Here is a 14,417-nt window from a genome sequence, read left to right on the forward strand (position 1 = left end):
CCCAGTCGCCCCAGTCACCCCAGTCACCCCAGTTCCGCCAACCAGTCCGTGAACCTCTGCCACCCGATCTCCGGGTACTTGCGGCGCAGACCGTCGATGTTCGCGTCGTACCCGGTATCGGTCAGGAACTGGAACATCGCGCGCATGTCCGGCGACGAGATCGCGGCGGCGTCGTACGAGTGCGCGGTGACGGTGGTGCCGAGGGCCGCCCCGAGCGCAGCGGCCATCTGGGCGGGGGTCGGATCGTCGGATGCCAGATCGATTCGGGCGCCGAGGAATCGGGACGGATCGGACAACACGAGCGCGACGAATCGACCGAGATCGCGGCGGGACATCTGCTGCAACGGGGTGTCCACCGGTAGCGGTAGGTCGAGTCGTCCACGTCGAACGTCCTCGATGCCGCCGAGCATGTTGTCGTAGAAGTAGGTGGGGCCGACGATGGTGAACGGCACGGTGGACGCTCGCAGAATCGCTTCCGTCCTGGCCTTCGTCTCGAAGTGCGGTATTCCCGTGGATCGATCCGCGTCGGCAACGGACGAGAACACGACGTGGGGAACGTTCGCGGCCACCAGTGCGTCGACGAGTGCCTGCCCCTGGGCGATCTCCGCCTCCGGTCCGTCCTCGAACGGAGTGGTCATCGCGAACACGCCGGCCACACCGGTGAACGCGTCGGTTGTCGCGGACCGATCGGTGATGTCCGCTTTCCTGATCTCCACACCCCGCTGCTGGAGTGCGTCGGTGCGGGCGGACACTCGCCGTACCAGAGCTCGGACCGGAATGCCCCGTTCCAGAAGGGCGTCCACGACAGCCCCTCCCTGACCTCCGGTTGCTCCCACGACTGCACAAGGCTTGCTCATACTCGTCACACTGCCGTGCCCGTGCAGTTCGGTCATCAGTCGTGCGACTGAACTCAGCGCAGAGCATTACCCAAATCGGGCGCTCTCTCGATCAACTGACGCGCATCCCTGGCCGTCACGACGCCGTTGCACACCTCGGCGTACTCGCTCATGGCGCACGAGGCCTGCGACCAGTACCGCTCGTGCTCGGGTGTCACCCAGGCCAGGCGATGCACCTTCCTGGCCAGTTCCTCCAATTTGTCCACCCGCGGTGGCAGACCGTTGCACCGGCCGTCGCCGACGATCAGGACCGAGGTGCGCGAGGTGACCTTGGAGCCGTGCGTCGTCAGCAGTTCCTCGAGCGTGCGTCCGTAATCGCTGCTCGCCTCCAGATCCAGCTCGGGTGCTGCCAGAACCGATGCGAGCGCGTCGTCACCGGTACTGCGCGCCAGCAGGTCCGTCACGTCGATCGGGTTGTCCACGAAGGCGAGGACCGTGCACCTGCTGGTCCGATGCCGCATCGCCTGCGCGAGCCGCAGAGTGAACGCGGTGATCGGGCGTACCGACAACGAGACGTCGGCGAGAACGAGGAGTCGAACCCGTTCCGGCACAGGCTTGTCCACCATCAGATGGAAAGGAACCCCGTCGGTTCTCATGCTTGCCCGGACCGTCCGACGCATGTTCAGTCGCCCGTTCGTGGCTTCGCGCGGCCGAGGCCGCGGTGTACCGCGCATGCGGCGCAGCACTTCTCGGCATGCATCGTTCACGTCGGCGCGCGACGGGATGTCGGAATCGGGCGAGTCGGACGCCGTCGCCGTATCGCGTGAGGTACCGGCGCGATCCTGGCCGGAGATCGCGTCGACGAACGCTTCCACCGCGTCGACCAACTTCTCGAGTTGCGCCGCGGTCAACGGTTCTCCGTCACCCTGGTCACCGTAGAGCGAGTGGGGGTCGTAGGCGTCGAGCCAACGGAGAATGCCCTCCGGGTCGTCCCATGTCAGCGTCCCCTGCGAGATCATCGCCTGCGCCGACGACAGGTCGCCGACGGTCGCGGAGTCGGCGCGGTCGACGTCCACGGTGAACGACACGCCCCTTCTGCCGCTGTCGTTCTCGGTGTCGACGGCCAGGTTGGAGTCCGCACCGGTGATGGACAGGTCGTCGTCGTCCTTGTGCGGGTTGAATCCTTTGTCCGCCTCGGGAGTGTCGAAGAAGTCACCGACTTCGGCTGCATTCTCGTTGTAGTCCGCGTAGCGGCCGGTGTCCTTGTCGTCGTTCGAGATCTCGAGGGTAGTAGGCGCCCCGTCGGCACCCGAATCACGCGTCGGCCGATGCTCGTCCAGAACGGCAACCGGCCGGGGGTGGAACAGCCGGTCGAAGGCGGCGTCGAATCCGTCCTGCTCGTAACTGTACTTGGCGCACGTCGCACGCAACGCGGACTCGAGGGTCCTCAGGTCACCGGCACCGACGAGACCGAGAACCCGTCGCACTTCGATCACTTCGGCGGGCGACGCCGACACGCCGTGCCGACGCAGCAGGCGGCCGAACACCGCCGCGACGACGTCGAGTACGTACGCCGGTGTACCTCGAGGAGCGAGACCGGACACGGCACTCACTTCTTTCTGATTCCGAACCCACTGCCGGTCGAGCGCGGGTCGCGGCCGCCGGTACCTCGGAAGGCCGCGGTGGTGGTGTTGGGCGGCCGGGAGGCGACGCTCGTGCGCGGCTCGTCGGCTGTCTCGGGTTCCGGTGTCTGCGCTCGACCACGAACCAGCTCGACGTCGCTTCCGTACTTGAGAAGAGCTGCCAGCAGGATCTCTCGCGTGCGTTCGGTGTCGTGATCCTTCAGGATCATCGCGGCGCGGGCTGCATCGATGACCTCGGAGACCGATGGACTCTTGCGCAGCGGGAGTTCCCTCAGGGACCTGGCGAGTTCGACGACGTCGGCGACGGTGGCGTCCTCCACTTCGGGGGCCCGGGAGGACACGATCTCACGTTCCCGTTCGGGCGTCGGGTAGCCGACGGAGAAGTGCAGGCAGCGACGTTTCAACGCGGCGGACAGTTCGCGAGTGTCGTTGGAGGTGAGGATGACCCACGGGTCGGTCCTCGCCGCGAAGGTTCCGACCTCCGGGATGGTGATCTGCTTCTCGGCGAGGATCTCGAGGAGCATCGCCTCCATGGACTCCTCGGTCCGGTCGACCTCGTCGATGAGAAGTACGACGGGTTCCTCGGACAAGATGGCGTCGAGGAGTGGCCGCACCGCAAGGAACTTCTCGGAGTACAGCCCGAAATCCGTGTCCGCCAGTATTTGCGACGCTTCCGCGGTGCTCTCGACCGCCGCGAGTTCGGAGCCGATGCGATCGCGCAGCATCTGTACGTGCAGAAGCTGTTTGGCGTAGTCCCATTCGTAGAGGGCGCGATTATCGTCCAGTCCCTCGTAGCACTGCAACCGCACCAGCCTGCGCCCGCCTGCGACGGCGAGCGCCTTGGCCAGTTCGGTCTTGCCGACACCGGCCGGCCCTTCGAGCAGCAGTGGTCGATCCAGGGCGATCGCGAGATGGACTACGACCGCGAGATCGTCACCCGAGATGTATCCCGTTTCGCGAAGACCGTCACGGACGGTGTCCGCGCTGGTCGAGAAGATCGGTTCACTGCATGCCTCCAGGCCGGCCGATGTCATGGTGGTTCTCTCCTGCGCTCAGTAAGCCTTGTTGATGGCGTGATCGACGACGGGGATCATGGAGTCGACGGTGACCTCGCGGGGGTTGCCCGGGGTGCACCAGTCTCCCTGGATGTGCTCGGAAATCTTGAGCACCGTCTTCTCGTCGCCGGGGATGACCTCGCCGCGTCCGGTGTACTTGCCGGTGTTCATCCGGTTCTTGTCGTAGAGCCTGGTGTTGACCTCACCGAAGTTGTCGGGAATGCCGACGTCTTTCGCGAGGCGAATCGCGGCTTCCACGGCAGCGTCGGCCGCCTGCACCGTCGTCAGGTTGCGGGTGTCCACGCCGAGAGCGCCTGCCATCTGTGCGTAACGCTCGTACCGCGAGGGCAGGTTGTACTCCCACACGCGGGGCAGAGCGATGGCGTTGTTCAGGCCGTGGTGCGAGTCGAAGTAGGCACTGACCGCGTGCGAGATGGAGTGCACGATGCCCAGACCACCGGAGTTGAACGCCTGTCCGGCGATGTACTGCGCGTTCATCATTCCCTCGCGGGCCTTCAGGTTGCGCGGTTCGTACACGGCCTCGCGGAGGTTCTTGGCCACGAGCTCCACCGAGTACAGAGCGTTGCCGAGAGACGGCGCGAAGTCCAACCGGGAGACGAAAGGCTCACTGCCGTGGGCCAACACGTCGAACCCGCAGTAGGCGGTGAAGTGCTGCGGGCAGGTGTAGTACAGCAGCGGATCGTCGATGGCGACGGTGACGATCGATGCCTCGTCGAACGCGACCCACTTGTGCGGGTTGTCCATGTCCGACGTGTCGGTGATCACGTACGCCCAGGACGTCTCCGAACCGGTTCCGGCGGTGGTGGATACCGCGATGTGAGGAGGGTTCTCCTTGTTGGTGGATTTGGCGAAGCCCTCGAACTCGTTGATGTTGCGTCCGTCGTGAGCGATCACGATGCGAGCGCCCTTGGCTGCGTCGTGGCTCGAGCCACCACCGACGGAGATGATGCTGTCGCACTTCTCCTTCTGGTAGAGGGCAGCAGCGTCCATGACGTTGTAGTCCTTGGGGTTCGACTCGACCTTGTCATACAGGACGACCTCGACACCCTGGTACTCGATCTTGCCGATGAGTTCCTCGATGATCCCCGAACCGCGGAGGCCGGTGGTGACGAGCAACGAGCGCTTGAATCCGAGGTTCTTCGCCTCGACGCCGATGATGTCGTGTGCGCCCACTCCGAGAAGCGCGCGTGGGAAGGGGTGGAATTCTTTGATCGGGAAGTCCCAGATCTGGTTGAGCTCGATTGCCATCGGATCCTCCTGGTGAGTCGGTGTGACTACGCTCACTCTGAGGGTTCGACATGATCGGCGACAAGGGATTTCACCCCGAACCGCCCGTCCGCTGGACCGAACTACCCGATCGGTCAGGTCAGCGTGCTGCCCGGTCGATCATCCCCCGCAGTTCGTGACGCTTGCTGACTCCGAGCTTCGGATACACGTGATACAGGTGCGAGCCGATCGTGCGTGGTGACAGGTGCAATTGCTCGCCGATCTGGCGGTTCGTCAGGCCTTCCGCGGCGAGGGTCGCGATGTGTTGTTCCTGAGCAGTCAGCGACGCCCACCCGTCCGTCGTCGTCGACGTCGATCCGCGAGTGCCGCCTGCTGCCCGCAGTTCCGCCCGAGCGATGTCCGCGAACGTCCGCGCGCCGACGGATTCGAACGTGTCCAACGCCGCTGCCAACTGTGGCCTGGCGTCGGTAGGACGGCGGTTGCGCCGCAGCCATTCGCCGTAGTGAAGCTGAGCACGTGCACGCTCGACCGGCCACTGACCACCGTCCGGATCGAGAACTGCCGTCCGGTAATGACGTTCGGCGCCGCGGGTGGTTTCGCTCACCAGCGCGGCAGCCAGGTGCCGAAGCAGCCTGATCCTGGCCGGTGGCTTCGACCCGATCGCACGCCCGATGGCTGTCACGAACCGCCTGGCCGACGCCTGTTGCCCGCTCCTTGCACCAGCCCATGCCAGGTCCGCGATACCGAGCACCGATTGGATGCTGTGCAGCGGCGTGCCGTCGTCCTCGAAGACACCTCGCAGTCGCTCGTACGCGCTCGCGAAATCACCGTTCACACAGGCAAGGAACGAACGGGACCGCGTCAGATCGACCGTCAGCGCACCGTTCGCTCGCGGCTCGAACAGTGTCGCTGCCCGCGCCAGGTGTCCTTTCGCGACATCCACGTTGCCGCGGTGAGTCTCGATGGTGCCACGGTGGATTTCGACGATCGCTTCGACGAGCGCCATCCTGCCCACCGTCGCCACCTCGGATGCCTCCTCGGCAGCTTTGTCCACCTCGTTCCACCGGCCGGTGTCGACAAGGGCACCCAGGAATGCAGCCATTCCCATCGCCCCGGCTCCGAGACTTCCTACCTCACGCAGAGATTCGATTCCCCGCCCGAAGTAGGACAGGGCGTCGACGCTGTTCTCGCTGAGGTATGCCCTCGTCCCTTCCGCCAGCAGGTACGAGATCTTGGCCGCGATGGACGAGGTCTCGTCCAGGGTTTCGTGGGCCTCCGCTCCGAGGGTGCTCGTCGAGTACTCGGCAATCAGCTGCCGGACTGCTTCTTTCGCCGCGTCCGGCATCGGCGACAGAAGGTCGCGCCCTTCCGAGGAGACCTCACCGCCGGCGCTCGGTGCGGGAATCGCCTCGGCGAGACTGGACAGTGCGGTCCTTCGCCACTCTCCGCCACTGAAATGCGCCGCGCCGAGCGCAGTGAACAACAGCGCCAGAGTGAGACTTTCGTCCGTCGGTGTGTACTCCGAGAACGTGCGACGCACCACGTCGAACGCCTCGTCCGGTTTCGCTGTTTGCAGCAGTATCGAGGCAGTCGGAAGCGCTGCCGCACTGCGAATCTCGGGCGAGGTCGTTGCTCGGCGAACCTGAGCAGCCAACGACAGTCCCCACTGCGGATCGCCCGCCATGTAGGCAGCGTGTGCAGCACTGGCGTATCGCAACGCCGCTTTGTCCGGCGCCGGAGAGATTTGCGCAGCCCGTTCCAACGCACGTGCGACCTCGAAGAACCCTCCTCGGCGGTGAGACAGTTCGGCGGCGCCTTCCAGTTCCGCGGCCACCGATTCGTCCAGGCCGTCCGCTGCCGCAGCACGGTGCCACGCCCGGCACGGCGGATCGTCGACCAATCGAGCCGCGAAATCCTCGTGTGCGGCGCGGCGCTGATCCACACTGCAACCCGAATAGGCTGCGGCGCGCACCAGTGGGTGCGTGAAATGTACGGCGCGGCCGTCGATCACGACGAGACCGGAGTGTTCCGCTTCCCTCCACACCGACAGATCGCTGCCGAACCCTGCAGCCGCGGTGATGACGTCCAAGGATTCGTATCCGGATCCGGACGCCGCGTAGAGCAACAACTTTCGCGTCGGCGGTGTCAGATCGGCAATCCGAAGGGAGAACAGCGACTGCACCCGACGAACCCGGTCGTCGCTCGTACCGGCCGACAGGTCGACGCCCGACCGAACGACGGCACGGCTGAACTCGATGATCGCGAGAGGATTTCCCTCGGCCTGACGAATGATCTCGAGCCGCGCGGAGCGAGACGGCGTCGTGGGCTGACGGTCCAACAGCGCAGCCGACTCGGCGTCGGTGAGGTTCGGAACCTCGGCTGCCGCGACACCGGGATCGACGCCGTCGGGAATCCGGTGCCCCCGCGCACTGCACAATGCGGTCATCGGCCCGGCCACCCGCCTGACCGCGTACACGACGATGTCGAGCGAATCTCGGTCGAGGAGGTGCGCGTCGTCGAGAAGCAAAACGAGAGGTGACTCCTCGGCGAGCACTTCCAGGAGGTGGAGTACCGCGTGCCTGCAGGCGTACATGTCGACCATCGCGGGCAACGGCGCACGGCCCAACATCTCGTCGAGTGGGGTTCGAACCGCCTCGGGTAGACGGTCGACGAACGCCATGACCGGCCACAACAACTGCTGAAGTCCGGAGAACATCTGCTGCGTCTCGGCGTCCACGCCCGACGCCTGCAGCACTCGAACACCGGCGTCCTCGGCGACGGCACGCGCATGCCGGAGAAGAGTGCTCTTCCCGATCCCGGCCTCCCCCAGCAGCCAGAACATCCGATCACCCGCGCCGGGATCCGTCACCATGCGAGTGATCGATGCAGCCAGCGCGTCTCGCCCGACCAGCGCCCCGGCGAGCGGGTGTTCCGCAGTCATCGAGCACCGCCCGTAGTTGTAGCAACAATCTGTCGTTCACATTGTGACACCGCCGCGCCTGTCGTACGACGTTCGCATAGCCACCCACGGCGGCGCATACCCGTTGTGTTCGAACATATGTTCGATTACACTTGGGGCATGGGAATGCAGGGGGGCACGACCAGAGAGGTTCGCGCAGCTGCCGATGCAGCTGCGGCGACGGCGCTGTCCTCGCTTGCAGATGCCCGCCGGGCCGAGAACAGGTGCGCTGCCGCGGTGGTCCGTTCGGTACACGACTTGACCGAACTCAGATTCGCAACGGAGATGGACGTACATCACTTAGGAGAGGACGAAGCCGACATCGCGTTGGCCAGGCGCACGGTCGAATGCGAGGCCGCCGTCGCATTGTCCCTCTCCCGCATGATGACGCGTGACCTGTTGACCGTCGGTGCGCAGCTCGCGTGGCGCCTACCTCGGGTCTCCGCAGCCTTCGGCGAGGGCGACTTGGACTACCCACGCGCCCGGGCAATCGCACTCACCTTGGAGAAGGCAAGCGACACCACGGTCGCGGCGTTGGAGGAGTCCATACTGTCGGCCGCGCTGCGCATGAACACCAGAGCACTCAAGGAGAACATCTGGCGAGCCTGGTTCGAGCACGACGCCGCCGAAGCCTCCGCCGCTCAGAAAGCAACCGAATCCGAGGAGCGCTGCGCCGAGGTGAAGCGAGGCGATGACGGTACGGCCACCCTCATTGCCAAGATGTCCACTCTCGAAGGCGCGGAATGCAACTCAGTTCTGGAAGAATTGATCGGGACAGTGTGCTCCCGTGATCCGCGGACCAAGAAGCAGCTCCGAGGATTCGCACTGCTGGCTCTCTTCCACCGCGAGGACTACATCCTCTGCACCTGCGGTCGAGCAGAGTGCCCTGTCCGCAGCACCGAGCGAGTCCACAAGGATCGTCGCCCCCACCTGCTCCAGATCATGATCGACATCAAGACACTGCTGGGGCTGACCAACGAACCCGCGACCCTCGGAGACGGAACCGTTCTCGACCCTGAAATCGCACGACACATCGCCGGCAGTGCCGAGTGGCAGATCCTACTGACCGAACTTCTCGACGCCGCGCACCACGCGACCACTGCAACCGATCGCACCGCCGAAGCCCGGGTCGAGTCCGACGAGGCCTCGCCGCAACACAACACCGACGGCAACGACGGGGACAGCGATAACGACGGCCCCGGTGACTCAGGTGGCCCTGGTGTTCCGTCCGACCCTGATGTTCCGTCCGACCCTGATGTTCCGTCCGGTCCTGTACCGCGGGTAACTTCGGGCGGCGGCGCGTCGGAAGGTCCGCGCGCTGTGCGGCTGCTGCGCCGTGGCGAGATCCGGTCGGCAGCTCCGCTGCCTTCACGGGAATCCGCTTCCGCCAACAGAACAACGTCGTCGAAGGGCCGACACCGCGACATCGATCTGTCGAAGTACATACAGGACTTCCTGTCCGCGTCGGCGCAGGATTCATCGTTGACCCGCGGAGTACACCCCGACGGCCATGGCGGTTTCCTCGAGCCGCCACCTGGCGCGCTGACGTACAGGCCGTCGGCCGAGCTTGTCGCACTCACGCGAGCTACGCACTGCACGTGCACATTTCCTGGGTGCAGTGTGCCGTCCGAACGGTGCGAGATCGACCACGTCGTACCGTTCGACCACAACGATCCCATCGCAGGCGGATGGACCGTTCGATCCAACCTGCAGCCTCTGTGCAAATACCACCATCAAGCGAAAACACTGAAGCTGTGGAACGCTGCGGTATTGGCCGGCGACGCGATCTACTGGGTATCGACGTCGGGCCTTCGCCACATCACACCGTCGACCTTCGGGACAGTCGTGGTGCCCGCGACGTTCCGACATACATCGAAACACCGCATGCGGCCTGAATCGTGGATATGGAACTCGGACCGAGAGAGCGGCATGGGCTACGTCGTCGACCCATGCGATCTGGACGACTCGGCGCACCCCATGTCCGCCGACAGAGCAGACGCTGCAGCGACGCTGGAGCGGGTGCCCTCCGACGCACTGTACGAGCCGACATGGTGGGAGATGCACATCTCCGTCACCGATTCGACGTGGTCGAAGGTCGCCAACATGAATTCTCCGATGGCCGACGGCACCATTCGCATACCCTCGCTCGGCGACATCGCGCGGATGACCGACACCCAGGACCGGGAGGATGCCACGTTCATTCGGCGCATGTTCGTCGAGCATCGAACGGTCATCGCAGCCCGAGAAACACGAAACTACCGGGCGCCCTTCTGAATGCTCTGCGCTCGGGACGCTAGATGATCGTGCCGACGTCCTCGGTGACCAGTCGGTCGAGGGCGCGTTCCGCGATGGCTGCGATGGTCATCGACGGGTTGCAGGCGGCCGCATTGCCGGGGAGAAGCGCCCCGTCGAGAACGTACAGTCCACGCTGCCCGAGGACACGACCTTCGAGATCGCACACCGAACCCATGTTGGCGCCGCCGAGTGGATGCCACGTGGTCGGCACGAGGGCGTTGGTGTCGGTGAGTACACCCGACGGACCGGCCAACCGGTGTGCAGCCGGCCCGATCTTCGACAACTGAATACCCGAGTCACCCTCCCACGGCCACCGCAGTACCGCATCGTCGACGGCACTGTCGTACACGAATCTTCCGCGTCCCTCGCTCACGCCGTACCCGACCATCGTCGTACTTCGGCCGTCCAGTCCGAGCGGCGGGAACGACGCCTGGATGATCGTGAAGGCAGCATTCGGATCGTCCCACTGCAAGCTCCCGTAGACGACGGGTCCTCCCTGCTGCGGTCCGAACCCGTTCACGATGTCGGTCCACACGTAGATGCGGTCTGCGTTGGTACCCCATCCTTCGCCGAGAGCATCCGGCATGTCGGGGATACGCCCCGATGCGGACGCCCGCAGCAGCAACTTGGTGGTGTTGGTGCTTCCCGCGGCCATCACCAGCGTGTCGGTCGTCAGAATCTTGTTCTCGAGCACCACACCCGACGGGTCCGTTCGGTCGACGTAGAGGGTCCATCGGCCGTCGGGAGCCCTCTCCACGTCCCTGACCTCGTGCAGGACTTCCACGGTGACGAGTCCCGTCGCCTCGGCCGCGGCGATGTAGGTGACGTCGACCGAGTTCTTGCCACCGTTGTTCACCCCGAGAGCGCCGTCGCCGTTGGTGTAGGACGGTGCCATTTCTCCGCGCAGTTCTGCGAGGGCGTAGTTCCAGTCGATCGGCATCGGAATCTTCGATACCGGAAATCCCTCACGCTCCGCGTTCCGGGCGAACACTCGCGCTGCCTGGTAATTGGGGCTGTCGATCAGTTCGTCCGGTGCGGTGGCCAGCCCGAGCATGCGTGCCACGCGCGGGTAGTGCACGCGGTCGAGGGTCTTCCAGTCGAGGCCGTCCGGGAAATTGGCGTCGAAGACGTGTTCCGCGGGTTGCAGTGTCATTCCCTGGTAGACGAGTGACCCGCCTCCGACGCCGGCCGCACACAGCGCCGTCATGTTGTCTCCGACGACGGCCTCGAGGAGACCGGCGTACGGATCGAAGGCGACCGGTCTCCCGAAGAGCTGCGGGTTGGACCTGTGCCACAGAATGCGTTTGTCCGGGTTGGCCGCGTGCGGGAACGTCTCGGCGTTCGGGCCCGTCGGCCAGCGCATTCCACGCTCGAGCACCGTCACCGGCACACCGGCCTCCGCCAATCGAAGCGAGGCGACGCCGCCGCCGAATCCGGACCCCACGACGACGACGCGGTGGTCCTCTCGAACGAGAGGCACCCGGTTCACCCTCGAGCGGGCACCGGCCCGGCCACCTCCCAGTGCGGCGCCCGCAACAGCGACCCCCGCCCCGGTCAAGAACGTTCTGCGACTCACAGTCGGCAACGAGCCCACCCCCACCCCGTCGGAAACGACAGCCCCTTCGGACCGCGTCGACCCAAAACTAGACACTCCAGCGAAGAAGTGTCAAGGTTTTCTCGGGCGCGGTGTCAGGCCAATCGGTCGAGCGCGGGTTCGAGCCACCTGCCGAGGAACTCACGAAGGGACTCGTCCGTACGCACCGCATCGCTGTCGAAAACGATCACCGACAGGCCGAGGCGCACGGTGATCTCGACGATCTCGTCCAGGTGCCGCTCGTCGACCATGCCGCGATCGACGAGCGAGTCGAAGAACTGCCGCGCAACAGGTTTGGCGCGCGCGATCATCCCGTAGTCGAAGACAGGGTTTCCCTGCTCCGCCACCAGAAGCGCCGCGAGCACGGGATTGGAGCGAAACGCGTCACGTCCCGACACGATCATCTCGGTCGCGAACTCCGCCACGGAGCCGGTGGATTCGAGCCTCGCACGAATGCCGCCCAGAATCTCCAGTACCAGACTGGCCACCGCCTGGGACACGACCTCTTCGCGAGACCCGAAGATGCTGTAGACGGTTTGCCGCGAGACCCCCGCGGCACCGGCGACCGCGGCAACGTTGACCCCCTCGAATCCACCGTCCTCGATCAACCGCAGAGTTGCGTTGAGGACCTTCTGGCGCGACCGCATTCGTCCATTATCTACGTCGTCAGCAGTTTCACGCGGACAGGCGCGGCGGCAGGTGTTCGCGAAGATGGTCGACGGCCGCGCGCACCCGTCGTGGAACCTGCGGAGCCGCCGAGTAGACGGCATGAATGTCCGCGTCGGGGGTAGCGATGTCCGAAAGAACCTGCACCAACGAGCCGTCGCGCAGCATCGGACCGACGTGCCACAGCGATCGCATCAGCAGACCGCGTCCCTCCACACACCACGCGGTGGTGACGTCCCCGTCGTTGCTCGTCATGTTCCCGGAGACCCGCAGCGCCGTCTCGTCGGCGCCGACGCCGAATCGCCACAGCGCGAAGTCACCCTCGTCCTGCCGCAGCACGATGCAGTTGTGCCGGCGGATCTCCTCGACGGTGCGAGGCGATCCGTGTTCGGCGACGTACCCGGGCGAGGCGACCACGATCCGACGGCTGCGCGCGAGCCGCTTGGCGGTGGACCTCGAATCCTGCAGCGCACCAACCCGGATGGAGAGATCGTACGGCGTCATCGATGCCGCCGGAGGTGTTGCGGAGAGTTCCACGTCCACCTCGAGTCTCGGGTGCAACGCTACGAACTCCGCCATCAGTGGCGCGATGTGCGCCCGCCCCAACCCGACCGACGAGTGAATCCGAAGTCGACCCCGCAGCTCCGCGTAGTGGCCACTGATCGATTCCTCCAGCTCGGCCACGTCGGCCGAAATGGCCGCGGCACCGCGTGCATACCGCTCACCTTCCGGCGTCAACGTGAGCCGGCGGGTACTGCGATGGACCAGGCGGACCGCCAACCTGGATTCGAGCTGAGCGAGTCGTTTGCTGACCGAGGAGACGGACACCCCCAGCTCGCGCCCCACAGCGGTGAGGCTCGTTGATCTGGCCACCACCTCGAAGAATCCCAGATCGTCCTTCTGCATTCGACGCCTTTCTTTCCTCCAAGGAAAGAATACTTTGCCAGATGCCCCCTTTCTCCGCGGCTTCTTGCGAATTACTGTCGAACCTAACGTTCACCTACAGACCGACACCAGGAGGACCGCTCGATGGGTTCCACGCACAGAATCGCTGTCATCGCCGGAGACGGAATCGGCAAGGAAGTGGTTCCCGAGGGTCTCGCGGTTCTGCAGGCGGCCGCGTCGACGTTCGACTTCACGCTCGACATCGAGGAGTTCGACTACGCGAGTGCGGAGTACTACACCGCCCACGGAAAGATGCTGCCCGACGGCTGGTTCGATCAACTGAATCGCTTCGACGCCATCTTCTTCGGCGCGGTCGGGTGGCCGGATGTGGTGCCGGATCACGTGTCGTTGTGGGGCAGCCTCCTGCAGTTTCGTCGCACGTTCGATCAGTACGTCAACCTCCGGCCGGTCAAGTCGATGCCGGGCGTGGCAAGCCCTCTGGCCGGACGCGAGCCGGGCGAGATCGACTTCTATGTCGTTCGCGAGAACACCGAGGGTGAGTACTCGAGCATCGGCGGCACGATGTTCGAGGGCACGGACCGGGAGACCGTCATCCAGGAAACCGTGATGACCAGGACGGGAGTCGATCGAATCCTGAAGTACGCCTTCGATCTCGCCCAGCAACGACCTGCGCGCCACCTGACCTCGGCCACGAAGAGCAACGGGATTTCCATCACCATGCCGTACTGGGACGAACGCGTCGAGAAGATGGCCGCCGGGTACGACGACGTCCGAGTGGACAAGTACCACATCGACATTCTGACCGCGAACTTCGTGATGCATCCGGATTGGTTCGACGTGGTCGTCGCCAGCAACCTGTTCGGCGACATCCTGTCCGATCTCGGCCCGGCCTGCACCGGGACGATCGGGATCGCACCCAGCGCGAACATCAACCCGGAGAGGAAGTTCCCGAGCCTGTTCGAGCCGGTACACGGTTCCGCACCCGACATCGCCGGGCAGGGCGTCGCCAATCCGATCGGGCAGATCTGGAGCGCGTCGCTGATGCTCGAGCACCTCGGCGAGCCCGAGGCAGGCGCCGCGGTTCTGCGTGCCGTCGAGTCCGTTCTGGCCGACGGCTCCTACGCCACACCGGATCTGGGTGGCACGGGTACCACCGCCTGCCTCGGCGCCGCGGTGAAGGATGCTCTGCTCGCGTCCGGCGTCAGCGGCCACTGA

Annotated in this window: 10 protein-coding genes; 2 read left to right on the forward strand and 8 right to left on the reverse strand. The window is 65.1% G+C overall.

What is annotated here, in order from left to right; all coding sequences use genetic code 11:
- Positions 1–23: 23 nt before the first annotated feature.
- The 5 genes from CH290_RS00600 to CH290_RS00620 all read right to left on the reverse strand — a co-directional run bounded on the left by CH290_RS00600 (position 24) and on the right by CH290_RS00620 (position 7,723).
- The gene (locus CH290_RS00600; RefSeq protein WP_033189545.1) at positions 24–857 is read right to left on the reverse strand and encodes an NmrA/HSCARG family protein; all 834 of its coding nucleotides are present in this window, start codon (positions 855–857) and stop codon (positions 24–26) included.
- Positions 858–910: 53 nt separating this feature from the next.
- On the reverse strand, positions 911–2,449 hold the full coding sequence (madC, locus tag CH290_RS00605; protein ID WP_033189245.1) for a MadC family VWA domain-containing protein: 1,539 nt from the start codon (positions 2,447–2,449) through the stop codon (positions 911–913).
- Positions 2,446–3,513, reverse strand: coding sequence for a MadB family AAA-type ATPase (locus tag CH290_RS00610; RefSeq protein WP_020111876.1), 1,068 nt, complete (start codon positions 3,511–3,513; stop codon positions 2,446–2,448). Before CH290_RS00610 ends, madC begins: the two co-directional genes overlap by 4 nt.
- A gap of 18 nt (positions 3,514–3,531) precedes the next feature.
- A complete protein-coding gene (mdo, locus tag CH290_RS00615) occupies positions 3,532–4,803 on the reverse strand; it encodes an NDMA-dependent methanol dehydrogenase (protein WP_019663709.1) in 1,272 nt (423 codons plus the stop codon).
- A gap of 118 nt (positions 4,804–4,921) precedes the next feature.
- Positions 4,922–7,723 carry a helix-turn-helix transcriptional regulator gene (locus tag CH290_RS00620; RefSeq protein ID WP_033189244.1) on the reverse strand — a complete coding sequence of 934 codons (2,802 nt, stop codon included), beginning with the start codon at positions 7,721–7,723 and terminating at the stop codon, positions 4,922–4,924.
- Between the two features lie 138 nt (positions 7,724–7,861).
- Between CH290_RS00620 and CH290_RS00625 the strand changes: the two genes are divergently transcribed.
- Positions 7,862–10,015 (forward strand): HNH endonuclease signature motif containing protein, encoded by a 2,154-nt coding sequence (locus CH290_RS00625; RefSeq protein ID WP_033189544.1) that lies wholly within the window; start codon positions 7,862–7,864, stop codon positions 10,013–10,015.
- Between the two features lie 19 nt (positions 10,016–10,034).
- On the opposite strand, the gene CH290_RS00630 is transcribed toward CH290_RS00625, so the two are convergent.
- The 3 genes from CH290_RS00630 to CH290_RS00640 form a co-directional block, all read right to left on the reverse strand.
- Positions 10,035–11,621, reverse strand: coding sequence for a GMC oxidoreductase (locus CH290_RS00630; protein WP_170947621.1), 1,587 nt, complete (start codon positions 11,619–11,621; stop codon positions 10,035–10,037).
- Between the two features lie 104 nt (positions 11,622–11,725).
- Positions 11,726–12,277: a TetR/AcrR family transcriptional regulator gene (locus tag CH290_RS00635; RefSeq protein ID WP_033189243.1), complete on the reverse strand. Its 552-nt coding sequence runs from the start codon at positions 12,275–12,277 to the stop codon at positions 11,726–11,728.
- 28 nt (positions 12,278–12,305) lie between these two features.
- Complete coding sequence (locus CH290_RS00640) at positions 12,306–13,202, reverse strand: LysR family transcriptional regulator (RefSeq protein WP_033189242.1); 897 nt, start codon at positions 13,200–13,202, stop codon at positions 12,306–12,308.
- 123 nt (positions 13,203–13,325) lie between these two features.
- On the opposite strand from CH290_RS00640, the gene CH290_RS00645 reads away from it, so the two are divergent.
- Positions 13,326–14,417 carry a tartrate dehydrogenase gene (locus CH290_RS00645; protein WP_033189241.1) on the forward strand — a complete coding sequence of 364 codons (1,092 nt, stop codon included), beginning with the start codon at positions 13,326–13,328 and terminating at the stop codon, positions 14,415–14,417.

The organism is Rhodococcus sp. 06-156-4 (assembly GCF_002259345.1).
Lineage (GTDB): Bacteria > Actinomycetota > Actinomycetes > Mycobacteriales > Mycobacteriaceae > Rhodococcoides > Rhodococcoides fascians_E.

Bases quoted from the DNA above. Each gene is read 5' to 3' on its own strand.
- CH290_RS00600 (WP_033189545.1), bottom strand. From the start codon at position 857: ATGAGCAAGCCTTGTGCAGTCGTGGGAGCAACCGGAGGTCAGGGAGGG.
- CH290_RS00610 (WP_020111876.1), bottom strand. From the start codon at position 3,513: ATGACATCGGCCGGCCTGGAGGCATGCAGTGAACCGATCTTCTCGACC.
- CH290_RS00625 (WP_033189544.1), top strand. From the start codon at position 7,862: ATGGGAATGCAGGGGGGCACGACCAGAGAGGTTCGCGCAGCTGCCGAT.
- CH290_RS00640 (WP_033189242.1), bottom strand. From the start codon at position 13,202: ATGCAGAAGGACGATCTGGGATTCTTCGAGGTGGTGGCCAGATCAACG.
- CH290_RS00620 (WP_033189244.1), bottom strand. From the start codon at position 7,723: ATGACTGCGGAACACCCGCTCGCCGGGGCGCTGGTCGGGCGAGACGCG.
- CH290_RS00635 (WP_033189243.1), bottom strand. From the start codon at position 12,277: ATGCGGTCGCGCCAGAAGGTCCTCAACGCAACTCTGCGGTTGATCGAG.
- CH290_RS00645 (WP_033189241.1), top strand. From the start codon at position 13,326: ATGGGTTCCACGCACAGAATCGCTGTCATCGCCGGAGACGGAATCGGC.
- mdo (WP_019663709.1), bottom strand. From the start codon at position 4,803: ATGGCAATCGAGCTCAACCAGATCTGGGACTTCCCGATCAAAGAATTC.